The organism is Paraburkholderia sp. EG287B, assembly GCF_040965595.1.
Classification (GTDB): Bacteria; Pseudomonadota; Gammaproteobacteria; order Burkholderiales; family Burkholderiaceae; genus Paraburkholderia.
Genome location: NZ_JBFRCG010000013.1, coordinates 243,813 through 269,866, shown reverse-complemented (window position 1 = coordinate 269,866; position 26,054 = coordinate 243,813). Strand labels below are relative to the sequence as shown.

General features: G+C 66.0%; 24 protein-coding genes. 5 read left to right on the top strand and 19 right to left on the bottom strand.

Features of this window, described 5'->3' with window-relative positions:
* Positions 1–7: 7 nt before the first annotated feature.
* From sucD to AB4Y40_RS25090, 3 genes are read left to right on the top strand one after another with little or no spacing between them, the layout of a single operon-like run.
* Positions 8–913, top strand: coding sequence for a succinate--CoA ligase subunit alpha (gene sucD / locus AB4Y40_RS25100; RefSeq protein ID WP_368690105.1), 906 nt, complete (start codon positions 8–10; stop codon positions 911–913).
* Complete coding sequence (locus AB4Y40_RS25095) at positions 891–3,812, top strand: phosphoenolpyruvate carboxylase (protein WP_368690104.1); 2,922 nt, start codon at positions 891–893, stop codon at positions 3,810–3,812. Before sucD ends, AB4Y40_RS25095 begins: the two co-directional genes overlap by 23 nt.
* A gap of 33 nt (positions 3,813–3,845) precedes the next feature.
* On the top strand, positions 3,846–4,832 hold the full coding sequence (locus AB4Y40_RS25090; RefSeq protein WP_368690103.1) for a CoA ester lyase: 987 nt from the start codon (positions 3,846–3,848) through the stop codon (positions 4,830–4,832).
* Positions 4,833–4,893: 61 nt separating this feature from the next.
* On the opposite strand, the gene AB4Y40_RS25085 is transcribed toward AB4Y40_RS25090, so the two are convergent.
* The 19 genes from AB4Y40_RS25085 to AB4Y40_RS24995 form a co-directional block, all read right to left on the bottom strand.
* Positions 4,894–6,366 (bottom strand): aspartate aminotransferase family protein, encoded by a 1,473-nt coding sequence (locus AB4Y40_RS25085; RefSeq protein WP_368690102.1) that lies wholly within the window; start codon positions 6,364–6,366, stop codon positions 4,894–4,896.
* A 41-nt stretch (positions 6,367–6,407) separates the two neighbouring features.
* Entirely contained in the window at positions 6,408–7,307 is a 900-nt protein-coding gene (gene folD / locus AB4Y40_RS25080; RefSeq protein ID WP_368690101.1) for a bifunctional methylenetetrahydrofolate dehydrogenase/methenyltetrahydrofolate cyclohydrolase FolD, read from the bottom strand.
* A gap of 6 nt (positions 7,308–7,313) precedes the next feature.
* A complete protein-coding gene (locus AB4Y40_RS25075; RefSeq protein WP_368690100.1) occupies positions 7,314–8,672 on the bottom strand; it encodes an FMN-binding glutamate synthase family protein in 1,359 nt (452 codons plus the stop codon).
* A gap of 15 nt (positions 8,673–8,687) precedes the next feature.
* Complete coding sequence (locus AB4Y40_RS25070; RefSeq protein ID WP_368690099.1) at positions 8,688–9,386, bottom strand: protein glxC; 699 nt, start codon at positions 9,384–9,386, stop codon at positions 8,688–8,690.
* A complete protein-coding gene (locus tag AB4Y40_RS25065) occupies positions 9,374–10,282 on the bottom strand; it encodes an amidophosphoribosyltransferase (protein ID WP_368690098.1) in 909 nt (302 codons plus the stop codon). Before AB4Y40_RS25065 ends, AB4Y40_RS25070 begins: the two co-directional genes overlap by 13 nt.
* Before the next feature lie 78 nt (positions 10,283–10,360).
* Positions 10,361–11,689, bottom strand: a complete 1,329-nt coding sequence (gene glnT, locus AB4Y40_RS25060) for a type III glutamate--ammonia ligase (protein ID WP_368690097.1) — start codon at positions 11,687–11,689, stop codon at positions 10,361–10,363.
* A gap of 61 nt (positions 11,690–11,750) precedes the next feature.
* Positions 11,751–12,452 carry a hypothetical protein gene (locus tag AB4Y40_RS25055; protein WP_368690096.1) on the bottom strand — a complete coding sequence of 234 codons (702 nt, stop codon included), beginning with the start codon at positions 12,450–12,452 and terminating at the stop codon, positions 11,751–11,753.
* Positions 12,449–15,412 (bottom strand): glycine cleavage T C-terminal barrel domain-containing protein, encoded by a 2,964-nt coding sequence (locus tag AB4Y40_RS25050; RefSeq protein ID WP_368690095.1) that lies wholly within the window; start codon positions 15,410–15,412, stop codon positions 12,449–12,451. The genes AB4Y40_RS25055 and AB4Y40_RS25050 overlap by 4 nt, the downstream gene beginning before the upstream one ends.
* Complete coding sequence (locus AB4Y40_RS25045) at positions 15,413–15,670, bottom strand: sarcosine oxidase subunit delta (RefSeq protein WP_368690094.1); 258 nt, start codon at positions 15,668–15,670, stop codon at positions 15,413–15,415. It abuts the gene before it with no gap.
* 15 nt (positions 15,671–15,685) lie between these two features.
* Entirely contained in the window at positions 15,686–16,927 is a 1,242-nt protein-coding gene (locus AB4Y40_RS25040; protein WP_368690093.1) for an FAD-dependent oxidoreductase, read from the bottom strand.
* A 69-nt stretch (positions 16,928–16,996) separates the two neighbouring features.
* On the bottom strand, positions 16,997–17,857 hold the full coding sequence (gene purU, locus AB4Y40_RS25035; protein ID WP_368690092.1) for a formyltetrahydrofolate deformylase: 861 nt from the start codon (positions 17,855–17,857) through the stop codon (positions 16,997–16,999).
* A gap of 165 nt (positions 17,858–18,022) precedes the next feature.
* Positions 18,023–18,376 (bottom strand): hypothetical protein, encoded by a 354-nt coding sequence (locus AB4Y40_RS25030; protein ID WP_368690091.1) that lies wholly within the window; start codon positions 18,374–18,376, stop codon positions 18,023–18,025.
* Positions 18,363–19,040, bottom strand: coding sequence for a hypothetical protein (locus AB4Y40_RS25025; protein WP_368690090.1), 678 nt, complete (start codon positions 19,038–19,040; stop codon positions 18,363–18,365). Before AB4Y40_RS25025 ends, AB4Y40_RS25030 begins: the two co-directional genes overlap by 14 nt.
* A gap of 84 nt (positions 19,041–19,124) precedes the next feature.
* Positions 19,125–20,519: an APC family permease gene (locus AB4Y40_RS25020; protein ID WP_368690089.1), complete on the bottom strand. Its 1,395-nt coding sequence runs from the start codon at positions 20,517–20,519 to the stop codon at positions 19,125–19,127.
* A gap of 74 nt (positions 20,520–20,593) precedes the next feature.
* Entirely contained in the window at positions 20,594–20,734 is a 141-nt protein-coding gene (locus AB4Y40_RS25015; RefSeq protein ID WP_368690088.1) for a hypothetical protein, read from the bottom strand.
* Between the two features lie 4 nt (positions 20,735–20,738).
* On the bottom strand, positions 20,739–21,122 hold the full coding sequence (locus tag AB4Y40_RS25010) for a hypothetical protein (protein ID WP_368690087.1): 384 nt from the start codon (positions 21,120–21,122) through the stop codon (positions 20,739–20,741).
* An 89-nt stretch (positions 21,123–21,211) separates the two neighbouring features.
* Complete coding sequence (locus tag AB4Y40_RS25005; protein ID WP_368690086.1) at positions 21,212–21,535, bottom strand: hypothetical protein; 324 nt, start codon at positions 21,533–21,535, stop codon at positions 21,212–21,214.
* Positions 21,536–21,826: 291 nt separating this feature from the next.
* A complete protein-coding gene (locus AB4Y40_RS25000; protein WP_368690085.1) occupies positions 21,827–22,222 on the bottom strand; it encodes a group II truncated hemoglobin in 396 nt (131 codons plus the stop codon).
* An 11-nt stretch (positions 22,223–22,233) separates the two neighbouring features.
* Positions 22,234–23,292, bottom strand: a complete 1,059-nt coding sequence (locus AB4Y40_RS24995; RefSeq protein WP_368690084.1) for an NAD(P)H-dependent flavin oxidoreductase — start codon at positions 23,290–23,292, stop codon at positions 22,234–22,236.
* Between the two features lie 210 nt (positions 23,293–23,502).
* Between AB4Y40_RS24995 and AB4Y40_RS24990 the strand changes: the two genes are divergently transcribed.
* Both AB4Y40_RS24990 and AB4Y40_RS24985 read left to right on the top strand, forming a co-directional pair.
* Positions 23,503–24,630, top strand: coding sequence for an aminodeoxychorismate synthase component I (locus tag AB4Y40_RS24990; protein ID WP_368690083.1), 1,128 nt, complete (start codon positions 23,503–23,505; stop codon positions 24,628–24,630).
* A gap of 129 nt (positions 24,631–24,759) precedes the next feature.
* Positions 24,760–25,896, top strand: coding sequence for a porin (locus AB4Y40_RS24985; protein WP_368690082.1), 1,137 nt, complete (start codon positions 24,760–24,762; stop codon positions 25,894–25,896).
* Positions 25,897–26,054 lie beyond the last annotated feature (158 nt).

Here is a 26,054-nt window from a genome sequence, read left to right as displayed (position 1 = left end):
CGCAACCATGAGCATCTTGATCGACGAAAACACCCGCGTGATCGTGCAGGGCTTCACCGGCGACAAGGCCACCTTTCACGCGAAGGAAATGATCGCGTACGGCACCAACGTGGTGGGCGGCGTCACGCCCGGCAAGGGCGGCCAGCGCCACCTCGAGCGCCCAGTTTTCAACACGGTGAAGGAAGCCGTGCAGGCCACGGGCGCCACCGCGAGCCTCGTGTTCGTGCCGCCGCCCTTCTGCGGCGACTCCATCATGGAGGCCGCCGATGCGGGATTGCAGCTCGTCTGCTGCATCACCGACGGCATTCCGGCCCAGGACATGATGCGCGTGAAGCGCTACCTTCTGCGCTATCCGAAAGAGACGCGCACGATGCTGGTCGGGCCGAACTGCGCGGGCATCATCAGCGCGGGCAAGGCGATGCTCGGCATCATGCCGGGCAACATCTACCGGCGCGGGTCGGTCGGCATCGTCTCGCGCTCGGGCACGCTCGGCTACGAAGCCGCCGCGCAGCTCAACGACCTCGGGCTCGGGGTGACGACGAGCGTCGGCATAGGCGGCGATCCGATCAACGGCAGCTCGTTCCTCGACCATCTGCGGCTCTTCGAGAACGACCCCGAAACCGAGGCGGTGATCATGATCGGCGAGATCGGCGGCCCGCAGGAAGCGGAGGCCTCGCGCTGGGTGCAGGAGAACATGACGAAACCCGTGGTCGGCTATGTCGCCGGGCTCACCGCGCCCAAGGGGCGGCGCATGGGCCATGCGGGGGCCATCATCTCGGCTGCGGGCGACAGCGCCGCGGAAAAGGCCGAGATCATGAAGTCGCACGGCCTCCTTGTCGCACCCAGCGCCTCCGAGCTGGGTTCCACGGTCGCGCTCGCGTTGGCTCATCATGATGCCCGCCGCGTCGCTTGAGCCGGCAGAGGCCGCCCGGGGCGAAGCACGTGCCGAAGCGCGGCACGATACGCCGGCTGTGACGCCGCGCGGCGTGGAGGCGCCGCGCCACGCCCCAGCCGCCGCGTCCCCTCCCTCCTCTGCGCTCGAGCGCCTCGCCGCGGCTTCTGCGGCGCTGCCCGCGCTCGATGCGCAGTCCTACGAACCCTGTGTGGTCGACCTGCTCTTCGGCCTGCTGTGCGACGTGGCGCGGCGCCGCCAGCCGCAAGTCGAGCGGGCGCTGCGCGGCGAGCCGCTGCCTCCCGACGTATCACGCGCCGTGTGGCGGCGCAGCCTGCAGGCCCAGGGCATCTGGTTCCAGCTGTTGAGCGTCGCCGAGCAGAGCACCGCCATGCGCCGGCGCCGCGAAATCGAGATCGAGAGCGGCTATGCGCGGCTTTCGGCATCGTTCGCGCGCGTGGTGGCCGACGCGGCTGCGGCGGGCGTGCCCGCCGACGAAGTGCGCACGGTGCTTCAGCACCTGAAGATCCGCCCGGTCATCACCGCGCACCCGACCGAGGCCAAGCGCGTCACGGTGCTCGAAATCCACCGGCGCATCTATCGCAAGCTGATGGATCTGGAGTCGCCGCGCTGGACGCCGCGCGAGCGCCGCGCGCTCGTCGCGCAGCTTGGCAACGAGATCGAACTGCTCTGGATGAGCGGCGAGCTGCGCCGCGAGAAGCCCACGGTCGCGCAGGAAGTGGCATGGGGGCTGCACTTCTTCGGCGAAACGCTGTTCGAGGCGGTGCCGCTGTTGTTCGAGCGCCTCGAAGACGCACTGCGCCAGTTCTACCCGGGCGAGCCCTTCGAGATGCCGCGCTTCTTCCAGTTCGGCTCGTGGATAGGCGGCGACCGCGACGGCAATCCGTTCGTCAACAACGACGTCACGCGCGCGACGCTGCACGAGAACCGCCTTGCGTGTCTCAAGCGCTACCGGCAACGCATCGCCGAACTGGCGCAAACGCTCAGCATCACCGCCGAGGCCCTGCCCGTGCCCGAGGCGTTCGGCACGGAACTGGCGCGCGCACTGGAACACAGCGGCGACGGCGCGGCCATCGCCACGCGCAATCCCGGCGAGGTGTTCCGCCAGTATCTGACCTGCATGCTGCGCAAGCTCGACGCGACGCTCGCCGACGCGCAGCGGCGCGGCGCCGGCACGCCCGTGCCGGGCGGCTATGCCAGCGCGGATGAACTGGCCGCCGAGTTGCGGGCAATGGAGCAGGCGCTGCTCGCAACGGGCAGCGACGGGCTCTGCGTCGCGTATATGCGGCCGCTACGCCACGAGGTGGAGACGTTCCGCTTCTGCACGGTGCAGCTCGATTTGCGCGAGAACTCCACGATCATCAACAAGACGCTGCTCGCGCTCTGGCACGCACGCGCCGCGCCTGGCGCCGAGCCGCCCGACTTGCAGTCCGCGGCCTGGAAAGCGTGGCTGCTCGCGGAGCTGGCGCGTCCGCACGCGCAGGATCGTCAGCCAGGCGAGGAAGGCGACGACGCCACCCTCGCACTGCCCGAGGTCGAAGCGGAAACGCTGCAGATCTTCCGCATGGTCCGCACGATGCGCGAGCAGGTGGACCGCAACGCCTTCGGCGCGTTCATCCTGAGCATGACGCACCACGCCACCGACGTGCTTGGCGTCTATCTGCTTGCGAAGGAGGCGGGCCTCTTCAGTGATGCCGCTTGCGTGGAAAGCTGCACGCTGCCGGTCGTTCCGCTGCTCGAAACTATCGACGACTTGCGCCGCGCGCCCGAGATCCTGCGCGAACTGCTGGCCGTGCCGATGGTCAAGCGCAGCATTCGCGCGCAGGGCGGCGTGCTGGAAATCATGATCGGCTACTCGGACTCCAACAAGGACGGCGGGTTTTTCGCGAGCAACTGGGAGCTCTCGAAGGCGCAAACGAAGATCGCGCGCGTGGGCCGCGAACTAGGCATCGCGATCTCCTTCTTCCACGGCCGCGGCGGCTCGGTGAGCCGTGGCGGTGTGCCCGCGGGCCGTGCCATCGCGGCGCTGCCCGCGGGCTCCGTGAACGGGCGTTTTCGTGTGACCGAGCAGGGCGAAGTCGTCTCGTACAAGTACGCGAACCGCGGCACCGCGCAGTATCACGTGGAGCTGCTCGCCTCGAGCGTGCTCGAGCACACGTTCAAGTCCGAGCGCGAAGACGAACTGCGGCCGCGAGGCGAATTCGACGACGCGATGGAGGCGCTGTCGGGCGCGTCGCGCGCGGCCTACGTCAAGCTCATGGAGCAGCCCGAGCTGATCGCTTATTTCCAGTCGGCGAGCCCGCTCGAAGAGCTCTCGATGCTGAATATGGGCTCGCGTCCCGCGCGGCGTTTCGGCGCCCGCAGCCTGCACGATCTGCGTGCGATTCCGTGGGTGTTCGCGTGGTCGCAGAACCGCCACGCGCTCACGGGCTGGTATGGGGTGGGCAGCGCGATAAGCGCGTTTATCGCGGTCCGCCAGGAGCGCGGACTCGACCTGCTGCGCCGGATGTTCAGCGAATCGCGCTTGTTCAGGCTGATCGTCGACGAGGTCGAAAAGACGCTCGCCCAGGTCGATCTGGAGATTGCGCGCGACTACGCGAGCCTCGTGCCGGACGCGCGCCTGCGCGAGGCGGTGTTTACGCAGATCGAGGCGGAGTACCGGCTCACCGTGGAGATGGTGCTCAAGGTGAGCAGCAGCGCCGAGCTTGCGGAGCGCTTCCCGCAGTTTCGCGAACGGCTCACGCGGCGGCTGCCGGCCATCAACCAGGTGAGCCGCCAGCAGATCGAGCTGCTGCGCCTCTACCGCGCGGCCAGCACCGATCAGGAACGCCGCGGCTATCTGGTGCCGCTGCTCTTGTCCATCAACTGCATCGCATCGGGATTCGGCGCGACGGGCTAAGCCGCGCGAGTCCCATCATCGAGGAGATGACCCATGAGCTTTACCGCGATCGAACCCGCCACGCCGCGCCTGCACCGCTCGGAGCTCGCCGTGCCCGGCTCCAATCCGGCCATGTTCGAAAAAGCCGCGCGCTCCGCCGCCGACATCGTTTTTCTCGACTGCGAAGACGCGGTCGCCCCCGACGACAAGGAGCAGGCGCGCAAACACATCATCGAAGGCCTCAACGATATCGACTGGGGCGCGAAAACGATGATGGTGCGTATCAATGGGCTAGATACGCATTACATGTACCGCGACGTCATGGACATCGTCGAGGCCTGCCCCCGGCTCGACATGATCCTGATTCCCAAGGTGGGCGTGGCGGCGGACGTCTATGCGATCGACATGCTCGTCACGCAGATCGAGACGGCGAAGCGGCGCACGCGGCGCATTGGCTTCGAGGTGCTGATCGAAACGGCGCTCGGCATGGCCAACGTCGAGGCGATCGCGCAATCGAGCCGGCGGCTCGAAGCGATGTCCTTCGGGGTGGCCGACTACGCGGCCTCCACGCGTGCGCGCACCACGGTGATCGGCGGCGTGAACCGCGACTATGGCGTGCTGAGCGACAAGGACGAGCACGGCAAGCGCGCGTACTTCTGGGGCGATCAGTGGCACGCGGCGCAGACGCGCATGATGGTGGCCTGCCGCGCGTATGGACTGAGGCCGGTTGACGGCCCGTTCGGCGACTTCAGCGACCCGGACGGCTATGATGCGGCCGCGAAGCGCGCGGCGGTGCTGGGCTACGAGGGCAAGTGGGCGATCCATCCCTCGCAGATCGAGCTCGCGAACCGCGTATTCACGCCAGGCGACGCCGAAGTCTCACGCGCGCAGCGCATCATGGATGCGATGGCTCAGGCTGCGAAGGACGGCAAGGGTGCGGTGTCGCTCGATGGACGACTGATCGATGCGGCCAGCATCCGCATGGCCGAAGCGCTGCTTTCCTCGGCGCGGGCGATTGCGGCGTCTGAGGGCAAGCGCTGACGCCCGCCGCGCTCGCCGATGGCATATGGCGAGCGCGTGCCCGCATGCTCGTCTGCGGGCGCTATACGTGCGCCGCGTCTGCCGGGGTGTCGGCCGCATTCCGGTACGCTAGCCGCACCGCCCGCCATGACTCGATCATCGAAGTGGCGCTGCGCTCGATATCATCGCCGCTGGTTGGCCAGGCCGTCACCGAGACGCGCATGACGCGGCGCCCCCGCCAATGCGCGCCCGTTGCAAAGCAGACACCGGCTCGCTGGAGGTGCGCGATCGTCAAGTCCGTGAGCGCGTCGCCGCGCGCTGCCGGCTCGTCTGCGCCGAACCGCACGACGACCTGATTCAACTGAACTTCGTTGAGCACCGCGACGCCAGGCTCAGCAGCAAGACGGCGCGCGAGATGCTGTGCGAATACGCAGTGCCGCTCGACCATCGCCGCGATCCCGCGTCTGCCGAACGTGCGCAGCAGCGTCCACAGCGCGAAGCCGCGAGCGCGGCGCGAGAGCTCCGGCGCGTAATGAAGCGGATCGCGGATAGACTCGTCAGCGGCGCTCGGCAGGTAGCCCGCGCCTATCGTCATGGCGCGCCGATGCGCGTCGGCATCGCGCACGAACGCGCAGCCGCACTCATAAGGCGCATTCAGCCACTTGTGAACATCCGTCGCCCACGAATCCGCCAGCTCGACGCCGGCCGCGAGCGGCGCGCGCGAAGGACACGCCCTCGCCCACAGGCCGAAGGCGCCGTCCACGTGCAGCCAGCCGCCGCGCTCGTGCGTGAGCCTGGCGATTTCGTCTACCGGATCGAATGCGCCGGTCATGATGTGGCCCGCCTGCGCGATCACGACAGGCGCTCCGTTGCTGCGAGCCAACGCTGCCCGCAGCGCGTCGGCCTGCATGCGTCCTGCGCTATTATTCGCAATCCTGACTATTGAGCGTTCCCCGAAGCCGAGATAGCGCAATGCCGCGAACACACTCGCATGCGCCTCGTTGCCGATAAATACGGTAATGGGTGGCGCGCCGAACAGGCCGTCGGCCTCGATGTCCCAGCCCACGCGCCGCAGCAGTGCGCCGCGCGCCGCTGCGAGGCAGACGAAGTTGCCCATCGTCGCGCCGGATGTGAAGCCAACGGTACACTCCAGCGGGAGCCGCAGCAGGTCGACCAGCCATTGTGCGGCCACCTGCTCGGCCACGGCGGCGGCCGGTGCGCCCTCGTAGCAGCCGGCATTCTGCCCCCACACGCTCGTGAGCCAGTCGGCCGCCACGCCAGCCGGATGCGAAGCGCCCACCACCCAGCCGAAGAAGCGCGGCCCCGCCGTGCCCATGAGGCCGGGGCCCGCCGCCTCCGCCAGTTGCTCGATCGTCTCGTGCGCCGGCATGCCGGTCTCGGGCGTCGGGCCGCCGAATGCTTCCATCAGCGTCGCAAAGCTGGCTGTCGAGGCAGGCGGCTGCGAATGGCGCGCGCCATAAAAAGCGAGCGCGTGACGATACGCCGCGTCGAGCGCGGCGCGCCCATCGTCCGCATCCATCGTGCCTTCAGCCACGCCCGCTCCTTCCCACGCCTCGCGCGCCACTCACGTACCCACTAGCGTGCCGTCATCTGCCAGAACGGCTGCGCTGGATGAAACGCCTCGCCTTGTGCGAACCGCTCCGCCGAACGCAGCGTATTCTCGATCAGCATCGTCACCGTCATCGGCCCCACGCCGCCGGGCACCGGGGTGATCCACGCGGCGCGCTCACGCACGGCCTCGAAATCGACGTCGCCGACAATGCGCCCGTCGGCCAGCCGGTTGATCCCCACATCGATCACGATCGCGCCTTCCTTCACCATCTCCGCCTTGATGAGCCCGGGCTTGCCGGCCGCCACGACGAGAATGTCCGCGTGAATCGTGTGATGCGCGAGATCGCGCGTCTTCGCGTGGCAGACCGTGATGGTCGCTTCCTTTTGCAGCAGCATGAGCGCCATTGGCTTGCCGACGATGTTGCTCGCCCCCACCACCACCACGTTCTTGCCCGCCACGTCGATGCCCGTGGTCTCCAGCAGCAGTTGTACGCCATAGGGCGTACAAGGCGGAAAGATCGAATTGCCGACCACCAGCGCGCCCACGTTGTACAGGTGAAAGCCGTCCACGTCCTTGTCGACGACGATGCTCTCCAGCACGCGCCGCACATTCACCTGCGGCGGCAACGGCAGTTGCACGAGAATGCCGTGCGTGGCCGGGTCGAGATTCAGCTCGCCAATGCGCTCGAGCAGTTCCGTTTCCGTGCAGGTGGCGGGGAACCGGTGCATGAACGAGCGCACGCGGCTCTCCTCGCACGCCTTCACCTTGTTCGCGACATAGACCTGCGAGGCGGGATTGTCGCCCACCAGCACCACGGCGAGCCCGGGCACGACGCCGCGCATGGACAGCGCGGCGACGCGCTCGCGAAATCGCGCGCGCAGCCGCCGCGCGAGGTGCTTCCCATCGATGATCTGAGCCGTCATCGCGAATCAGACCACGCCCGGGATCCAGTTCGTGCCCGCGAGCGGCACGCGCGCCATTGCCGCCGCCTCCACCGTGAGCGCGACGAGGTCCTCGGGCTCCAGGTGGTGCACGTTCTGCTTGCCACAGGCGCGCGCGATCGTGGTCAGCTCCATGTTCAGCGTCTTCAGATAGTTGCGCAGACGCTTCGCCCCCACGTCGGGCTGCAGGCGCTCCTGCAACACGGGATCCTGCGTCGTGATGCCAACGGGGCACTTGCCGGTATGGCAATGGTGGCAATAGCCGGGCGCGGTGCCGAGGTTCGCGTAGTCGTCGAGCGCCGGAACGTGCTGGCCCTTCTCGAGATACGAGGCGCTGTTGCAGCCCAGCGAGACCAGCACGCCCTGGCCGATCGCCACCGCGTCCGCGCCCATCGCTAGCGCCTTCGCCACGTCCGCGCCGCTGCGGATGCCGCCCGAGATGATGAGCTGCACCGTGCCCTTCATGTTGAGGTCTTCGAGCGCGTCCACCGCCTGGCGCAGCGCGGCGAGCGTCGGAATGCCGACGTTCTCGATGAAACAGGTTTGCGTGGCCGCGGTGCCGCCCTGCATGCCGTCCACCACGATCACGTCCGCGCCCGCGTGCACCGCGAGCTTTACGTCGTTGAACGTGCGCGTTGCGCCCACCTTCACGTAGATTGGCTTCTCCCAGTCGGTGATCTCGCGCAGCTCCTGGATCTTGATGAGCAGATCGTCCGGGCCGGTCCAGTCGGGGTGGCGGCTCGCCGAGCGCTGGTCGATCCCTTCGGGCAGCGTGCGCATTTTCGCAACGCGCGGCGAGATCTTCTGGCCGAGCAGCATACCGCCGCCGCCCGGCTTCGCGCCCTGACCGATCACGACCTCGATCGCGTCGGCCTTGCGCAGGTCGTCGGGATTGAAGCCGTAGCGCGACGGGAGGCATTGATAGACCAGCGTCTTCGACGAGCGCCGCTCCTCCTGGGTCATGCCGCCGTCACCGGTCGTGGTGGAGGTGCCCATCTCGGACGCGGCGCGGCCGAGCGCCTCCTTCACATTGGCCGAAAGCGCGCCAAAGCTCATGCCTGCGACCGTGATGGGGATCGCGAGCTCGATGGGCTTCTTCGCGAAGCGCGTGCCGAGCACGGTCTTCGTCGCGCATTTCTCGCGGTAGCCTTCCAACGGATAGCGCGAGAGCGAGGCGCCGAGGAACAGCAGGTCGTCGAAGTGCGGCACGTGGCGCTTCGCGCCCAGGCCGCGGATCTCGTACAGCCCATGCGCCGCGGCGTTCTGGATATAGTTGATCGTCTTGCGGTCGAAGCCCCAGGATTCTTCCGTGGCGATTTGCTTCAGGTGGATCGGCTTGATTTCCATGGCGGGGTCCTTGGGTCAATATTCCTGGTTCGCGTCCGCGTTCCAGTGATAGAGCGAGCGGGCCGAGGCAATGCGCTTGAACTCCTTCGGCTCGATGCCGGCGAACGCCGGGCCTGCCGCGCGCAGCAGTTGCGCGATGCCTTCGATGTCGGCGGCCGTCATGGGCTCTTCGCGCGCGTCGGCCCCCAGCGACTTGATGTTGCCGCGCACGTACAGCACCGCTTCGTATAGCGAATCACCGAGCGCGTCGCCCGCGTCGCCGCAGATCACCAGCCGCCCGGCCTGCGCCATGAATGCCGAGAAGCTGCCCACCGACCCCTTCACCACGATATCGGCGCCCTTGAGCGAGATGCCGCAGCGCAGGCCCGCGTCGCCCTCGATCACGAGCAGGCCGCCCTGCGCCGACGCGCCCGCCGCATTCGACGCGAAGCCCTTCACGTGCACGCGCCCGCTCATCATGTTTTCGGCGACGCCGGTGCTGGCGCTGCCCGCAATGGTGACCTTCGCCTCCTTGTTCATGCCGGCGGCGTAGTAGCCCGCGTGGCCGTCGATCTCCACCTCGACAGGCAGGTCGAGACCGACCGCGATGTTGTGCGCGCCGTCGGGGTTGGCGATACGCACCATTTGCACGCCCTTGCCGGCGGCGTCCTTGTGCAAGAACCGGTTGACTTCGGTCACCGACGTGCTTGCCAGGTCAAAGTTCACACTTTCCATACGTACATCTCCTCGGGAGCCGGTTCGAACACGCTTGCATGCTTGATGTCGGGCAGGTGCGCCAGCGAGCGGAACTCGGAAGCGATCGCCACGTAGTCATCGGTTTCGGCTACGACCGCCGGCTTGCAGGCGAACGGGTCGCGGATCAGCGCGAGCTTGTCGGGCGTGCCCATCAGGAACGTGTAGAAGCCGTCGAGCTGCTCGAAGCCCTTTTGCAGCGCGGATTCGAGGTCATCGCCTTCGCGCAGCCGGTATTCGAGGAAGCGGCAGGCGGCTTCCGTGTCGTTGTCCGTATCGAAATGAATGCCGTGCGGTTCGAGCATGCGGCGCACGCCGAAGGGGTTCGAGAGCGAGCCGTTGTGCACGAGGCAGAAGTCCTCGCCCGCCGTGAACGGGTGGGCGCGGTCGGGCGTGACCGCCGACTCGGTCGCCATGCGCGTGTGGCCTACCAGGTGCGTGCCGGTGAGCTTCTGGAACGCGTAACGGTCGGACACTTCCTTGGGCGTGCCGATATCCTTGTACAGGTCGATCGCGCGCCCCGTGGAAAGGATGTGCAGGCGCGGATGCTGCTCGGCAATCCAGCGCTTCGCGGTCTCTGGCGAGATATTGACGCTCAGCACCGCATGATTGCCCTGTGCATGGACCGAGGCGCCCGCGCCCAGATGCGCGTTCATATCGTGCGCGAGCCCTTGCCAGTTGAAGTCTTCGGCTTCTTCGGTAAGGCCCGAGTAGAGGCTGATCTTGCGCACGTCGGCGGCCACCGGCTCGGTGAAAACGGCCAGCCCCGCCGAGTCGGGCCCGCGCTCGGTCATGCCGAGCAACATGGGGACCATCAGCTCGCCCAGCCGCTCACGCAGCGACGGCTGCTTGATAAGCAATCCTACAATTCCACACATGAGTGCTCTCCTACACGTGTTTCCTGCGTTTTGTGGGTGACTGGCATAGCGGCGCCCGCGCGGCGCCGCTATGCGCGCTCAGAAAAATTCGAGGTAGGACTTCTGCTCCCAGTCCGACACATGGCGCATGTACTCGATCCACTCCATGTGCTTGAGGCGCAGAAACTCGCCGCCCGCCGGGCCAAGCGCTTCCAGCATCACCTCGTCGCGCTCTAGCGCGTGCAGCGCCTCCTGAAGGTTCTGCGGCAGGATGCTGATCTCGTGCTTGCGCAGGTCCTCCGCGCTCATTTCGTACAGGTTCTTGTTGCACGGCTCGCCTGGATCGAGCTTGTTGTTCACGCCGTCGAGGCCGGCTGCGATTACGGCGGCGGTTGCCAGATACGCGTTGCAGGCGGCGTCGGGCAGGCGCAGTTCGATGCGCCCGCCCGGAATGCGGACCATCGAGGAACGGTTGTTGTCGCCGTAGCTCACATAGGCGGGCGCCCACGTCGCGCCGGTGAGCGAGCGGCCCACCACGAGACGTTTGTACGAATTGACCGTGGGCGCGCAGATCGCCGAGAGCGCCGCCGCGTGCTTGAGCAGGCCGGCCGTCCAGTGGTAGGCGAGCTTCGAGAGGCCGAGGCCGCGCTCGTCGTGCTTGTCGGCGAACAGGTTGCGCTCGCCATCCGAAATCGACATGTGCATATGCATGCCGTTGCCGGGCCGGTTCGAGAACGGCTTGGGCATGAAGGAGCAGATCAGCCCAAGCTCGTTGGCGATTTCGGCGGCCGCCATCTTGAAGAATACGTACGAATCGGCCGATCTCAGGCAGTCGGAATACGTGTAGTTGATTTCGAACTGGCCGTTCGCGTCCTCGTGGTCGATCTGATAGACGTCGATGCCGCATTTGATCAGCGACTCGGTCAGGCGCTCCAGAAATTCGCGCGAGCGCGAGAGCCCTTTGTAGTCGTAGCACGGCTTCGGCAGCGCGTCCGATTCGTCGCACGGCACGATGCGGCCGTCGTCGGTGCGGCGCAGCAGCGAGAACTCCGGTTCGAGGCCCGTGTTCAGAATCCAGCCGTGCTCCTTCAGCCGGTCCACCTGCTTCTTGAGCGTCACGCGGCTCTCGAACTGCCACGGCTCCTTTTTCACGTAGCCGTCGCAGGCGATGCGGGCATAACCCGGCTGCCACGGCACGAGCGTGAGCGTGTCGAGATCGCCGACCGCCATGAAGTCCGGCCCCTGCGGATCGATGCCGAGACCCCACACCGCGAAGCCGGCAAAGCCCGCGCCGTCCGTGAGGATCAGGTCGAGATGCGCTGCCGGCACGGACTTCGTCTTCGCGACGCCGTGAATGTCGACGAATTGCGCGAGGATGTACCTCACGTTGTTCTCTGCAAGGAACTGCTTGGCTTCTGCGGGTGTCATGTCGATTGTCCTCAAGCGTCGTGAATACGGTGTCGAAGAAGCGTCCTGCTGCCTGATGGGCCTAGCTCGATGGTGCCTGGTCGATTTCGTCGATCACGGCGAGACCGACCGGCCCGCCTCCCAGTTCGGCGGCAATGCCGGCGAGGGTTTCCCACAAGTACACGCCGTACGTGCCGTCGGCCCAAAGACGGTAGTACGGCCGCCCCAACCGCTCGCCCGGCAGGACGGTCACAGCGACACCCGCCATCGAAGTCAGCACGACGGGTCGGACTGCAAGATCGAGTGCGCGAAAATTCACGTTGCAGGTCTGCAGCAAGAGCTCGTCGATCGCCTCGCCGCACAGGACGATCGCGAGGTCCTGGCGCAGCACCGGGTAGACCCGCAATGCCGGCTCGCGATGGGCCAGCTTCGCCGACGCCCTGCCGCTGATGCCGTCCTCGATCAGGTACTCGTTCAGGCCGAGGCGCGCGATCAGCCCGCCGTTGCCAAGCGGCGCCCAGCTATTGGGCTGCGGCGGCACCGGCAAACCCTGCTCGGCCAGCCAGGCGGCCACGCCCTGGCCCTTGAAGCCCATGCGGTACAGGTGCGAGACGTCCGCAATTCCCGCGCTGCGTGCGCGCGCTTCGTCGTTCGCACCGAAGCGCTCCACGACCTGCATGTTCTCGACCACACTGCACTGCGGATCGATGCCGTGCAGGGCGTCGCGTACCGGGCTCGTGCGCAGCGACACATTCGCTGCGCTGGCTACGTTCGTTGCGCTCATGCGGTCTCCTTCCTCGGTGCGGTGGCCTGCGCGGGCGCGGCGTCTTTCTGGCGCAGATTGTCGGGGTCATAGAAAGGCAGTGACACCACCGTGGCGCGCACCATGACGCCATCGCTCAGACGGAAGCGTATGTGCGTGCCCGGCTGTGCCATCGCGGGCCGCACGAACGCGAGGCCAATGGTCTTTTGCAACGTCTCGCTCCATGACACGCTCGTCACACGGCCCGCGATCTCCTTGCCCTCGATGGCGAGATGGCACTCGCGCAGCGCCGGGTTCTTCACGCCGTCGTCGAGCGCGAAGCCCACGAGGCGCTGCTGCTGCGTCTGCTGGTCGATCGCCTGCAGGCTGCGCTGGCCGACGAAGAACGGCTTGTCCATCTTGACCGCCCAGTCCATCGCGGCGTCGCGCGGCGTCGTGAGGCCATCGGTGTCCTGACTCACGATCACGTGCCCCTTCTCGAGGCGCAAGAGCCGCTGCGCCTCCACGCCGAACGGCCGGATGTTGAATTCCCTGCCCGCTTCGTAAAGCGCGTTCCACAACGCGGGGCCATATTCGGCGGGAATGTGAATCTCATAGCCCCATTCGCCGACGAAGCCCACGCGCATCAGCCGCGCCGGCACCCGGTTCGCACCGAGGGCGACGCCCGTCACGCGAATGCCGAGATACGGAAACGCTTCGGAGGACAGATCGATATCGACCAGCTTCGAGAGCACGGCGCGCGAATACGGACCCGCAAGGTTGATGGCGGCATAGGCGCCCGTCACGTTGACGATGCCGCAATCGAGCCGCCAGATCGTGTTGAGACGGGACAGCTCGCGGTAGATGGCCGCCGCGCCCGAGGTCGTGGTGGTGAAGTAAAAGTGATCGTCGGAGAGGCGCGCAATCACGCCGTCGTCGATCACCACGCCCGCCTCGTCGCACATCAGCGCATAGCGCGTCATGCCCGCCTTCAGCCCCGCATACTTCGACACATACACGCGTTCGAGAAACTGCGCAGCCTGCGGCCCGCGCGCCTCGAGCTTGCCGAGCGTGCCCACGTCGATCATGCCCACGCCGTTGCGCACCGCCTGGACTTCTTCCTGAATGCAGCGGGCGCGGTCCTTCCCCTGTACCGCGTAATACTCAGGCCGTTGCCACACGCCCGCGGGCATCCACTTCGCGCCGAGGCGCTCATGCTGCGCGTGCATCGGCGTGCGGCGCTCGGGGTTGAAGCCGCGGCCCGCGAGCAGCGCCATCGGCACAGGATGGAAGAATGGCCGCGCCGTGGTCGTGCCCACTTCCTGCGGCGCCTTGCCGGTCAGGCGGGCCAGAATGCGCAGGCCGTTCATGTTCGAGTGCTTGCCCTGGCTCGGGCCCATGCCGTTCGTCGAAAAGCGCTTGAGCAGTTCGATGTTGTCGAAACCTTCCTGCACGGCGTTTTCGAAGTCCTTCAGTTGCAGATCCTCGTCGAAGTCGACGAAGTTCTTGCCCGCCGGATGCGGCACGATCGGCCAGGCGTGGGACGGCGACTCAGGCTCCGCAGGAATGGCGATGGACGGCACGCTGCCCGAGGACGCTTCGAATCCCACATGGGCGGCGGCCTCGGCCCCTGCGCGGCGGCCGTCCATCAGCTTGCTCCCGAACGTATGCACGCCGTTCACGCGGCCGCACGCGAACACCCCTTCGGGCAGGCGCGCGGGAACGAACTGCTCAACGTCCGTGTCATAGCGCATTGCGGTGCCCGCCTGATACAGCAGGTTGGCGGCCGGCGCCCAGCCCACGCTCATCAGCAGCGTGTCGCATTCGATCTGCCGCGTGTGGCCCGTCACGGCGCTCATGCCCGCGGGCGGCGTGGGGCCCACGCGCACCGCCGCGAGGCGGTCGCCCGCTGCGTTGGGCACCGCTTCGATCACGCAGCTCGAGTCCAGCACCTCCACGCCGCGCGCTTCGAGCTCGCGGGCGAGTTCGCCGAAGCGATGCGTGGCGCGCAACTCGATCAGCGTGGTCACGGCAATGCCGCGCTCGAGCATGTCGAGGGCCGCGCGATAGCCGTCGGCGTTGGCGGCCAGCACGGCCACGCGCTTGCCGGGCGCCACGCCATACCGCCAGACGAGGCGCTGCGCCGCCGAGGCGAGCATCACGCCAGGCAAGTCGTTGTTGCGGAACACTGCAGGCTGTTCGAACGCGCCGCTCGCCAGCACCACCGCCTTCGCGCGCATTTTCGTGATGCGCCCGGCGTCCACGAGCGGCACCCAATGGTCCGCGTAATACGCCGCGGCGAGCGTGCGGTTGAGCATGCGCACCCGCGGATGGGCACGCACTGCGGCTTCGAGCGCACGGACCTCTTCGAGGCGCGCCACGTCGCCGCCGGCCTGGTAAGTGCCGCTGCCGCCGGAGCGCGCGTTCTCGTCGACGATCACCACGTCGGCGCCCTGCTGCGCCGCCTCCAGCGCCGCCGCGAGGCCCGACGGGCCAGCGCCGATCACGAGCACGTCGCAGAACCCGTAGCGCTTGGGCGTGCGCACGTGCGGCGCACTGAGGTCCACGCTGCCGAGCCCGGCCATCTTGCGGAACATGCGCTCCCAGCGCGGAAACCAGCGTTTGCTGTAGAACGCCTTGTAGTAGAAGCCCACGGGCAGGAACGGCGCGAGCTTGCCGACCCAGCGCCCACGGTCGGCGGCCACGCCGCCCGCGGTGTTGACCGCATGCCAGTTCGCGCCCGCGATCAGCTCGGTGACGTCGGCGCGCACGTTCAGGCGCGCGCCGTCCTGAAACATCGCGTTGATGTCGTGATTGGCGAGCGAGAGCACGCCGCGCGGCCGGTGATACTTGAAGCTGCGCCCGAGTACCTGGACGCTCGCGCCCCAGAGCGCGCTCGTGATCGTGTCGCCGGCGAAGCCCGTGTAACGCTGCCCCTCGAAGCCGAATTCGATCTGCTTGCTGCGATCGATCCATTCGCCTGCATGCGGTGCCAGACGCATTTAAGCCTCCTCGTCATTCAGATACGTGCGGATGACACGATCCTTCGCGGTGTCACGCTCGGCGATGAACCAGGTGTTGCTCGGCGTGTGGCACCACCATTCTTTCTTCACTCCCGCGGCGCCGTTGCGGCAGAACACGTAGTCGGCCCATTCGTCGTCCGTGGCGCTCGCCGGGTCGGGCATGTCGCGCATTTCGCCCCAGTAGGTGAACTCGGATACGGGGCGCGCGCCGTTCACGGGACAGGTCATGATCTTCATCGTCGTGTCCCCGGGTCAGTGGCCAACCGAAGCCGCGCCCTTCTCGCCCGTGAGCGAGTAGCGGCGGAAGCGATCGAGCGTGAAGCCGTTGATGAGCGGATGGTTCTCGTCGTTCACGACGGTGTGCGACATCGTCTTGCCGCACACCGGCGTGGCCTTGAACCCCCAGGTGCCCCAGCCGGAGTCGAGATAGAAGCCTTCCACCGGCGTCTTGCCCATGATGGGCGCGAAGTCCGGCGTCATGTCGGCCATCCCGGCCCACTGGCGCATGACCTTGGCGTTCGAGAGGAATGGGAACATTTCGAGCATGTGGGCCGTCAGGCCCTCCACGAAATCGAGCGTCGAGCGCGTGGCGTGCAGCTCGTAGGGATCGAGCGAGGCGCCCATCACAAGCTCGCCGCGCGCCGACTGGCTGATATACACGTGCAGGCTGCCCGACACCAGGATGGGGTCGAGCCAGGGCTTGAGCGGCTCGCTCACCATGGCCTGGAGCGGGTGAATGTAGATGGGGGTGCGCAGCCCCACCATGTCGGTCATGCGCGGCGTGGAGCCCGCCACGGCGCACAGCACCTTGTTGGTCGATATATAGCCACGCGAGGTATTCACGCCCTTCACCTTGCCGCCCACCACGTCGATGCCGAGCACTTCGGTCTGCTGATGAATCTCGACGCCGCGCTGGTCGGCGCCGCGTCCATAGCCCCAGGCCACGGCGTCATGGCGCGCAACCGAGCCTGGCGCGTGATAGAGCGCGCCGAGGATGGGCGCCACGCCGCCGCACGAGAGATCGATCATCGGCGCCGCCGCTTTCACCTCTTTCGGCCCGACCACTTCGGAGTCGACGCCGTAGTGCTTGTTCACCTCGGCGCGCCAGCGCATCGTGCGCATTGCCGAATCGGTGTGGGCCAGCGTGTAATGGCCGCGCGTCGAGTAGAACAGGTTCAGGTCGAAGTCCTGCGAGAGGTCCTCCCAGAGCTTGACCGAGGTGTCGTAGAACTGCACGCCTTCCGGCGTCAGGTAGTTCGAGCGGATGATGGTGGTGTTGCGGCCCGTGTTGCCGCCGCCGATATAACCCTTTTCCAGCACCGCCACATTCTTGATGCCATGCTCGCGGGCCAGGTAGTAGGCGCTCGCGAGCCCGTGGCCACCCGCGCCGATGATCACAACGTCATAAGAACGACGCAAAGTGTCATGCCGGGTGAACATCCTCGGCTCGGGGTGTTTCTTCGACACGGCAAAACGCACGAGACGCCACGGCATAGCTTCACTCCTTGTTCGCGCCCGCGCGCTCAGGCGCGCGGGCGATCCGGGTTGGACTGCGGCGCTGGTTCAGCGAAGAACGATCGTCTTGTTGCCGTGTATCAGCACGCGGTCTTCGAGGTGATAACGCAAGCCTCGGGCCAGCACGGCCTTCTCGATGTCGCGGCCAAGGCGCACGAGGTCGTCGGGCCGGTCAGAGTGGCGCACGCGGATCACGTCCTGCTCGATGATCGGCCCTTCGTCGAGGTCCTCCGTCACGTAGTGGCAGGTCGCGCCCGTGAGCTTGACGCCCCGCGTGTACGCCTGGTGATAGGGCTTCGCGCCGACGAAGCTCGGCAGGAACGAGTGGTGAATGTTGATGATGCGGCCCGGGTACGCCGCGCACAGCTTGGGCGAGAGCACCTGCATGTAGCGGGCGAGCACCATCGTGTCGGCGCGCGAGTCCTCGAACAGCCGCTGCACCTCGTCGTAGGCCCGCACCTTGGTTTCCGGCGTGACCGGCACGTAGTGGAACGGGATGCCGTGCCATTCGACGAAGCTGCGCCACGTTTCGTGGTTCGAGATCACGCACGGAATCTCGATGTCGAGCTCGCCGGCCTTCCAGCGCGCGAGCAGGTCGTACAGGCAATGCTCGAGCTTGGAGACGAGGATCACCACGCGCTTTTTCACGGCGTGGTCGGTGACCTTCCAGTCCATGTCGAACTCGCGGCCAATGCGGGCAAAGCGCTCGCGGAAGGTCTCGAGGCTCACCGGCAGCGAGTCGGTCGCGATCTCGTGGCGCATGTAAAAGCGCTTCTCGATCTCGTCGGCGTGGTGAGTCGCCTCGATGATCAGGCCGTGGTGCTCGGCGATGAACGCGCTCACCGCAGCTACGATGCCAACCCGGTCGGGACACGACAGGGTCAGGGTAAAACGACGGGTGGAGGACATGGGCATCGCCTGGTTCTCGACAGGGTTAGATGTTGATTAACAGTAATCAGCGGAATTGTTGTTGTCAATGGGGATAAACTTTTTTTCCTGTCAGGAACCTACTCGGCCGTACCTCCTGAGGGGTAGGCGCTACCTCCCCCGAGTGTCGCGAGGCCAGTGGAACGGTTACGCGCGAGCCGCGCGATGGGTGCGATTGAAGGCTTCCCAGCGATACCGCGCGGTCCCGTAGGCGTCGAGCACCGCGATCGCGTAGACGAAGATACCCCCCGCGTGGCGGCCGACGAACGAGCGCTCTGGCGCCGCCAGTTGCAGGGTGAGGAAACCCAGCGAGAGCATGAAGAAGACCATGGTGAGCGCTCGCGTGGGCATGCGGTTGAGCACCTGCCCCGCCCCCGGCAACAACACCGCCGCGGCGAGCACGACGTAAGGATGCCAGGGGCGGCGCGGGCGCGGCACGGGCAGGTCGTCCCGCGTTTCGTCGATCGCGGCCGCTGCGGCACCGGCTTCAGGCGTTGACATGTTCACCTCCTCGCATCAGATCGGCGCAAACGGCCGTTGCCCGCTCGAGCAGGGACTCGAGCAGCGCCACACTCACCTGTGCACCGCGAAACGTCGCGTTGCGCAGCAACAGGTACTCGCTGCGATCCGCACCCTGCACCTGGTAGACGATACGGACCCCGCGCGGCGCTACAACCAGCTCCTTCGTGCGCGGGTCGGCGAAGAGCGTGCGCACGTGGGCGTCGAGTGCGCCCAGCGGTAATTCGGAGCCCTCACGGTCTGACTTGAGCGTCGCGTGATCGGGCCACTCGCGAGGCAGCGGGATGTTGCGTGGCAGATCCCCCGCCGACGAATAGAATTCGACGTTGCGCCTGCGCGCGAGCAGGTCTACTGTCCCGGCGATCGGCAGGTCCTGCTTCACCGACACGACGAGCCAAAGCGAAGGCACCTGCCGGAAAACGACATGGTCCACGACCGGCTCGATGCGCACGCTGCGCTTGCGGTAGGAGCCGGTGAGCACCGGCCACGCAATGTCGTCCTGCGTGAGCCGCGCATGATCGAAAAGCGCGAGGCAGCCGTCGAACAGTCTCAGGCGCTGCGCCTTGCAGGACCTGTGCTCACGACGGTAGAGGATGACGAGCGCCACGGCGAACACCGCGGCGAGAGCAGCACCTGCGAAAGGCATGACGGGAATCTCCGGTTATGCAGACGGCGCGGGCGGTGTGACCACCCGCCCGCGCCGCCGCCGCCCAATGGAACCGCGGTGATGTCAGTAATCCTTGGGTCTGGGCCAGTTCATCGTGAACTGGTCGCCGCGCTTGACGTATTTGTAGCGGTGCAATGCGAACCAGATCGACGCGACGATGTAGAACGCCATGATCGAGAGCAGCGAGGCGCCGTAGCCGAGGTAAGTCGCGAAATAGGTTGCCGCGCACAGGCATACCAGCACGATGGCCGGGATCGGATGGAACGGGTGGACGTAGCCACGATTGATACTGCCGAGCGGCCACATACGCCGGAACTTCACGATGTTGATCGACATGAACGTGTAGCCGAGCAGGCCGGACAGGATGGAGAACGTAATCACCTGATCCAGCAGGCCCGTGAACGCGAACGAGATCGCAATCGGCACGAGGAAGATGATCGCGCGGTACGGCGTGCGGTAGCGCGGGTGCACCGCGCCGAAGAACATCGGCATGTAGCGGTCGCGCGACATGGAGAACCAGGCGCGCGAAGCGTCGTTGATGCAGCCGTTGGCCGACGCCACCGCGGAGAACAGCGTGCCGACGAAGAGCAGCGTCTGCAGCCCCTTGCTGCCCGTGAGGCGCGCGGCGTCGTAGAGCGGCGTCACGGCCTGGCCGAGGTACTCCCACGGCATGAGCCCCGTGGCGACATACCAGGTGAGCGCCGCGGCAATGAGCAGCGTGATCATGCCGCTCATCGTCCCGAGCGGAATCGAGCGCCCCGCCGAGCGCACCTCTTCGGCGGCCTGGCAAGTGCCCTCGATGCCGAGGTAGTACCACATTCCGAACTGCAACGCGGCAACCACGCCGAGCCAGCCATACGGCAATTGCGTGAGCAACTCGTGATGCAGCAGGACGCGCCCCGGATTCCACGGCTGCACACCGAGGAACAGGACCACGATGGCGAGGAATGCCACGGCTGTGATCACGAAGTTGACCGTCAGCGTGACGAACACGCCGCGATAGTTGAGCCACGCGAGAAAGGCGATCGTGACGAGCGCGAACGGACGCGAGTCGAGGCCCGGATAGCCCGAGTCTGCGGCCACCGCCTTGATCAGGTCGCCGACCACCAGCGCATCGGCCGCCTCCAGCATCGTATAGGCCATCACGAGATAAAGGCCGACGTTGAACGCCATGAGCGGCCCGATGATGTGCTTGGCCTGCGTATATTGCCCGCCGGCCGCGGCGACTGTCGAGGTCACCTCCGAATCGATCATCGCGACGCAGGTATACAGCAGGCCGATGATCCAGCAGGCGATCAGCGACCCATACGCGCCGCCTTTGGCGACCGAAAAATTCCACCCCATGAACTCGCCGACCAGCACGATGCCGACGCCGAGCGCCCACACGTGAATCGGGCCCAGCACCTTCAAGAGCGCGATCCGCTGGTCCTGCTGTACCGACGCTGCTGGATTACTCATGAATGCTCCTGTCCGACGCAAAGCCAAAGAGGTTGAGTACGGCGTGCCAATACGGGGTTCGTCCGGGGTCAGTGCTATTCGGTGCCCTCGGTCGAGCTCATCAGGAAGTCGTCGTCATAGTCGCGGTGGACCCGAAAGGCGTCGACGAGGATCCACACGAACAACAGAATTGCTAGCGCCCACGCGGCTTGACTCAACAGTTGCCAGAAGTTCATCGCATCACTCCGGAAATTTTTCGGCGATCACCTGCCGGTATTGCTTGTCGGAAACACGCAGCACGAACACGAAATAGCCGACGATCACGAGCGCCGTGACGATCAACGAAGCCGGATCGATGACGTAGTCGAACCTGGTCGTGATGATGGGCTTGGCCTGCGCGGCGTCGAAGCCGAGCTTCTGCCATTGCGCCTGCATCGTCGGGTTCTGGCCTAGCGTCTGCCATGAAACCTGCGTTTTCGCGGCCTGGGCGGCGTCCGGCTGCGTGTCCGGCGCCTTGAGCAGCAACGGGACCAGCAGGCTGCAATAAACGAGCACGAGCAGAAACAGGCTATCCACCAGCTGACCAAAGCCCTTCTGTACGGGAGGAACGTATTCGGATGCCATGTCGAGCGACCTCTTGAGGTGGCATTGCGTTGAGTGGTTCAGCGTCGCGGGAAAACTGCAGCGAGGCGCGAGCGCGCCTCGTGACCGTGCTACGCAAGCGCTTCCTCTTCGTTGTCGTCGAGGGCGGCTTTGCGCGCGCGGTTTTCGTCGAGATGGTGGATGTCGAGGCCGTAGATGTGGTCCTTGTCCTCTTTGTAATGCCGCACCATCGCTGTGACCGACGCGGTGTTGAACACGACCACGCCAACGGCGCCGATCGTGAGTGCGACACGCACCGCAGGGTCCACCGCTGCCATGCTCACCGAAAAATACACGTACCCCAGGGTAATCCATAGTCCCAGCAACGCGATGCCCGCCATCAAACGGTCCCGGGCAAACATGCCGTCGATGCGCTTGCGCAGTCCATGATCCATGCTCAAACCCTCCATAGGTAACGCGACACGATTGGGTTGTTCAACGCGGTGCTTCGAGTTTCCTTACCGGCAACTAATTTTCACCGTGGTATTTATTGTGGATGGGCGGCCTGGTGTCAATACTGTTTTTGTGGGTAGATAAAGACCCTGGGTTCGGCGGCATGTCCGGCCGGGGCCGCGCACGCAAGCATGGCGCGGTGCAATAATTTCGTCTTCGCGCGCACACCAGCCAGATACATGACTTATCAACTTTATAACGCCGACGCGGCAGAGTAGCACGAACCAGGCGCGCTAGGCCATGTTGCGTAAGGCGTGGGCCGTGCGGGTGAAATGCTGCATGAGCGTCGCCTCGACATCGGCGTCGTAGCCGAGCGCCGCAATGGCCTTTCGCATGCACGCGAGCCACGCTTGCACCTGCTCGGGTCCGATCTCGATGTGCGCATGCAGCGCACGCAGGTTCGCGTGCCCCATGCGTTCAAGGTAGTACTGCGGGCCGCCGAAGAAGCCCGAGAGGAATTCGAACTGGGCCTGCCGCACGTGCGCGAGGCCAAAGCCCCGCAGATGCAGCGCATGAATGCCCGCGCCCGCGGGATCGGTTTCGATGATGTCGTAAAACGTTTCGACGAGGCATGTCAGACCGGCGTCGCCTCCTATCGTCTGGAATACTGATTGACGTTTTTGATCCACGATTTCCCCACTCAGGCGGTTTGCCCACGGTGTCCGGCGAGCCCCGCCACACACGCACCCACGCGGCGTCGAGCCTTCATTGCCTCGGCCACCATGCGCTCGATCACGTCGCCCGCCGACATGCGCGCGTTCACGAGCGCCGACGACTCGCCCGCGAAGAGCGCCATGCGCTCCAGTTCGCCCGTTGTGCTGCGCAGCGGCGAATCGGTGCTGAACAGGTAAATAGGGCGCCCGTCGTCGTGGCCGATCACCTCGCGCGGCAAATGATCGGGGTGATGTCCGAGGCGTTGCCCGCGCGCCTGCGCGGTTACGCTATTCGCCAGCACGCGCACGGGCGAATGCGGCGGCCAGTTGATGGCGAAGAGGTCCGTGTAGACGGTCTCCCCCGCGCGCGCCGCACAAATGCGGTCTTTGTGATAGTCGTGCGCGCAGGATTCATGCGTCGCAAGAAATGCGGTGCCGCAATGCACGCCCGAGGCGCCCAGCGCGAGGGCCGCGACCAGGCCGCCGCCCGTCGCAATGCCGCCCGAGGCGACCACCGGCACGCACACGCGCTGAGCGACCTCCTGCACCAGCGTGAGCACGCCGGTGCGCCCGCGCACATGTCCACCCGCCTCGATGCCCTGCACGATAACGGCGTCAGCACCGGCCTGCTCCGCGGCCAATGCGTCTTCGAGCGAGCCGACCTGATACAGCACGACGGCGCCGGCGTCCTTCGCGCGTTTCACGGCCCCGGGCACGACGTCCCAGAAGAAGCACATCGCCGGCACGCGGGCCGCGAGGCAGGCATCGAGCTCTGCCGCGAACAAGGCGGGCTCGGTGGCCGCCGGAATCAGGTTGACGCCGAACGGCTGCTGAGTCGCCGCGCGCACGCCGGCGATCTCCCGTTCGATCAGCTCCGGCGATTCGCGCACCATGCCTAGCAGGCCAAAGCCGCCCGCTTCGGAGACGGCCGCGGCGAGTTCGGACCGGGCCGGGCCGCCCATGCCGGCCGACACGATCGGATAACGGCACCCAAGCAAACGGGTCAATCCGGTCTGCAGGCAAGCGGTTTCTGGATTCGCACGCATTGGGCACGCTCCGGCGGTGATGTGGACATGGCAACGATCCTTCAGCGCCGTCTGGATCGACGGGCGTGAGCGGCTTACGCCGCACATTCCAGCGTATATCGGCGCTGCGCGCCCTACCCCCTGGGGGTTACCCACAACGAATCATTGATGACGTAGTTTTGTTCACTGATGCTGGCCGCATTGAATCGTGGCTCCAGTCGCCCCGCCGCTATGGAAACTTGCCGTTTCGACGATTTCGTTGCCGGTCGCGCCCTTGCCATGCATGGCTTGCGCGCGCGGATCACGGCCAGGCGCCGCAGCGAGCTTGCGCACGCGATGGCCGAAGTGGACGCCGCACGCAAGGAGGGTTACTGGGTCGCCCTGATCGTCGATTACGAGGCCGGTTACTGGCTGGAGCCGTCGCTCCACGAAGAGGACGAGGACGAGGTCATGGCCGGTGAGCCCCCCCGCTTGACCGCACTCGTCTACGACCATGCCGGCGAGGAGCCGCCGTGCGAATACGACGGCATGAAATCGGATGGCGACATCATTTCGATCCGGCCACGCATCGACAAAGACCGCTATATCGAGCGTATTTCGGAGATCCGCGACCTGATCGCCGCGGGCGAGGTCTATCAGATCAACTATACGTTTCCGCTCGACGTCAGCACGCGCGGAGACGCCCTGTCGCTGTACCGCCGCCTCGCAAGCGCGAATCCAAGCGCGCATGCGGCGTATATTGAGGACGGCGAACGCCGGATTCTTTCCTTCTCGCCGGAACTCTTTCTCCACTACGGCAGCGGCAAACTCACGACGCGGCCAATGAAGGGCACCGCGCCGCGCGACGCCGACCCCGACCGCGACTTGCGACTCGGCGCGCAGTTGCAGGCGAGCACGAAAGACCGGGCCGAGAATCTGATGATCGTCGATCTCCTTCGCAACGACCTTGGCCGCATTGCGCGGACGGGTTCGGTCGCGGTGGAGAACCTGTTCGCGCTCGAGCAGTACGCAACGGTCTGGACGCTCACGTCGACGGTTACGGCCGACGTTGGCGAGGCGAGTCTCGAACGCATCCTGCGCGCGCTCTTTCCCTGTGGCTCGGTCACGGGCGCGCCGAAGATCGCGGCCATGCGCCACATACGGCGCCTCGAAGTCGCGCCGCGCGGCGTGTACTGCGGCAGTGTAGGCTGGCTCGCGCCAGACGGCCTGTTCTCCATGAACGTTGCCATACGCACGCTTGTCCTCGACCGAAGCGGAGAGGGTGTGTACTGCGTGGGCGGCGGCATCGTCATGGACTCGGACCCAGCGCGCGAGTGGGAAGAATGCAAGTGGAAATCCCGCATCATCGGTTCGTGGTGAAAAGGCATCTTCACGTTTCGGATACCTGAATGGCTGTCGCCGCAGTCCGGCACGGCTCCTGATCGGCCCGATGGCATTTCAATAGCAGCGCGGATCATCTTGTCCGCGCCCAACAAGAAGGCTATCCCCATGAGAAAGCGCGTTCTTTATGCCGCCGTCGCGGCACTCCTCCCCCCTTGCTACGCCCACGCCCAGAGCAGTGTCACCTTGTACGGCACACTCGACGAAGGCCTGAACCACACCTCGAACGCGCGAGGGCATAGCGCCTGGGCGATGGTGAGCGGCGACACCGGCGAATCGAGCTTTGGATTCAAGGGCAACGAAGACCTGGGCGGAGGACTCGCCGCCATTTTCACCCTGGAAAGCGGCTTCAACCTCAACAGCGGCGCGTTGAACGAGGGCGGCAGGCTGTTTGGCCGGCAGGCGTTCGTCGGGCTCCAGTCTTCGTCCTGGGGCACGCTCACGCTCGGGCGCCAGTACGACGCCACCGTCGACCTCTGGAGCCCCTTCACGGCGGCAGGCAGCTCGATCGGCGACCTCGCGGCGCATCCTTTCGACAACGACAACGCCGACCAGGACTTCCGCTTCAATAATGCCGTGAAGTATGTGAGCCCGACTTTCCAGGGGTTCCAGGCCGAAGGCAGCTACGGATTCAGCAACGCCACCAATTTCGCCGACAACCGCGCGTACAGTGCCGCGCTCGGCTACAGCATCGGGCCGTTCTCGGCCGCGCTCGCCTACATGCGCATTGGCAACGGCAACCTCAACACCACGGGCGCCGTGGGCGGCGATGGTGTCTTTACCGCGGCGCGGCAGCAGAACATCAACGCCGGCATCAAGTGGACCTTCAGCGACAGCGCCAACGTTGCCCTCGCCTACTCGCACGTCGACGTTTATCAACCCACCGGCAACGCCTACGCCCCGGACATCGGCAGCGTGGCGTGGTCCTCGTGGAAGTTCGACAATGTCGAGATCAACGGCCAGTACTACTTTGATCCGCAGATCTACGTTGCCGGCGCGTATACCTACACGCATGGCGACCTCAAGGACACCCTGGGGGGAACGAGCCCGAACTGGCATCAGGTCTCGCTCATGTTCGGCTACTTGTTGAGCAAGCGCACGCAAGTCTACGTTCAGGGGGCTTATCAGCACACCAACGGCAAGACCGGTACCGACCTCGATTCCGCGCATATCGTCGGCGCCGCGGACCTTTCTTCGAGCGGAAACCAGACCGTCGTGCGGCTCGGCATCTCGCACCGCTTCTAGGCCCGCGGCGCCAGTCGCTACCACGATGGGCGTACCCCCTCTGCTGGATGGCGGCCGCGGTGCAGATCGGAAAAGATGCAGTCAGGGCGATGGCACGCACGAGCGCCGGCATGCGGTGGTTTTAGGACATGCCCGCGCTGCGCGTCTCGCCGCCTCCT

Excerpts from the sequence above, each read along its gene's own strand:
- sucD (WP_368690105.1), top strand. The coding sequence starts at position 8 with ATGAGCATCTTGATCGACGAAAACACCCGCGTGATCGTGCAGGGCTTC.
- AB4Y40_RS25095 (WP_368690104.1), top strand. The coding sequence starts at position 891 with ATGATGCCCGCCGCGTCGCTTGAGCCGGCAGAGGCCGCCCGGGGCGAA.
- AB4Y40_RS25090 (WP_368690103.1), top strand. The coding sequence starts at position 3,846 with ATGAGCTTTACCGCGATCGAACCCGCCACGCCGCGCCTGCACCGCTCG.
- folD (WP_368690101.1), bottom strand. The coding sequence starts at position 7,307 with ATGACGGCTCAGATCATCGATGGGAAGCACCTCGCGCGGCGGCTGCGC.
- AB4Y40_RS25075 (WP_368690100.1), bottom strand. The coding sequence starts at position 8,672 with ATGGAAATCAAGCCGATCCACCTGAAGCAAATCGCCACGGAAGAATCC.
- AB4Y40_RS25070 (WP_368690099.1), bottom strand. The coding sequence starts at position 9,386 with ATGGAAAGTGTGAACTTTGACCTGGCAAGCACGTCGGTGACCGAAGTC.
- AB4Y40_RS25065 (WP_368690098.1), bottom strand. The coding sequence starts at position 10,282 with ATGTGTGGAATTGTAGGATTGCTTATCAAGCAGCCGTCGCTGCGTGAG.
- glnT (WP_368690097.1), bottom strand. The coding sequence starts at position 11,689 with ATGACACCCGCAGAAGCCAAGCAGTTCCTTGCAGAGAACAACGTGAGG.
- AB4Y40_RS25055 (WP_368690096.1), bottom strand. The coding sequence starts at position 12,452 with ATGAGCGCAACGAACGTAGCCAGCGCAGCGAATGTGTCGCTGCGCACG.
- AB4Y40_RS25050 (WP_368690095.1), bottom strand. The coding sequence starts at position 15,412 with ATGCGTCTGGCACCGCATGCAGGCGAATGGATCGATCGCAGCAAGCAG.
- AB4Y40_RS25045 (WP_368690094.1), bottom strand. The coding sequence starts at position 15,670 with ATGAAGATCATGACCTGTCCCGTGAACGGCGCGCGCCCCGTATCCGAG.
- AB4Y40_RS25040 (WP_368690093.1), bottom strand. The coding sequence starts at position 16,927 with ATGCCGTGGCGTCTCGTGCGTTTTGCCGTGTCGAAGAAACACCCCGAG.
- purU (WP_368690092.1), bottom strand. The coding sequence starts at position 17,857 with ATGTCCTCCACCCGTCGTTTTACCCTGACCCTGTCGTGTCCCGACCGG.
- AB4Y40_RS25030 (WP_368690091.1), bottom strand. The coding sequence starts at position 18,376 with ATGTCAACGCCTGAAGCCGGTGCCGCAGCGGCCGCGATCGACGAAACG.
- AB4Y40_RS25025 (WP_368690090.1), bottom strand. The coding sequence starts at position 19,040 with ATGCCTTTCGCAGGTGCTGCTCTCGCCGCGGTGTTCGCCGTGGCGCTC.
- AB4Y40_RS25020 (WP_368690089.1), bottom strand. The coding sequence starts at position 20,519 with ATGAGTAATCCAGCAGCGTCGGTACAGCAGGACCAGCGGATCGCGCTC.
- AB4Y40_RS25015 (WP_368690088.1), bottom strand. The coding sequence starts at position 20,734 with ATGAACTTCTGGCAACTGTTGAGTCAAGCCGCGTGGGCGCTAGCAATT.
- AB4Y40_RS25010 (WP_368690087.1), bottom strand. The coding sequence starts at position 21,122 with ATGGCATCCGAATACGTTCCTCCCGTACAGAAGGGCTTTGGTCAGCTG.
- AB4Y40_RS25005 (WP_368690086.1), bottom strand. The coding sequence starts at position 21,535 with ATGGATCATGGACTGCGCAAGCGCATCGACGGCATGTTTGCCCGGGAC.
- AB4Y40_RS24995 (WP_368690084.1), bottom strand. The coding sequence starts at position 23,292 with ATGCGTGCGAATCCAGAAACCGCTTGCCTGCAGACCGGATTGACCCGT.
- AB4Y40_RS24990 (WP_368690083.1), top strand. The coding sequence starts at position 23,503 with ATGGAAACTTGCCGTTTCGACGATTTCGTTGCCGGTCGCGCCCTTGCC.
- AB4Y40_RS24985 (WP_368690082.1), top strand. The coding sequence starts at position 24,760 with ATGAGAAAGCGCGTTCTTTATGCCGCCGTCGCGGCACTCCTCCCCCCT.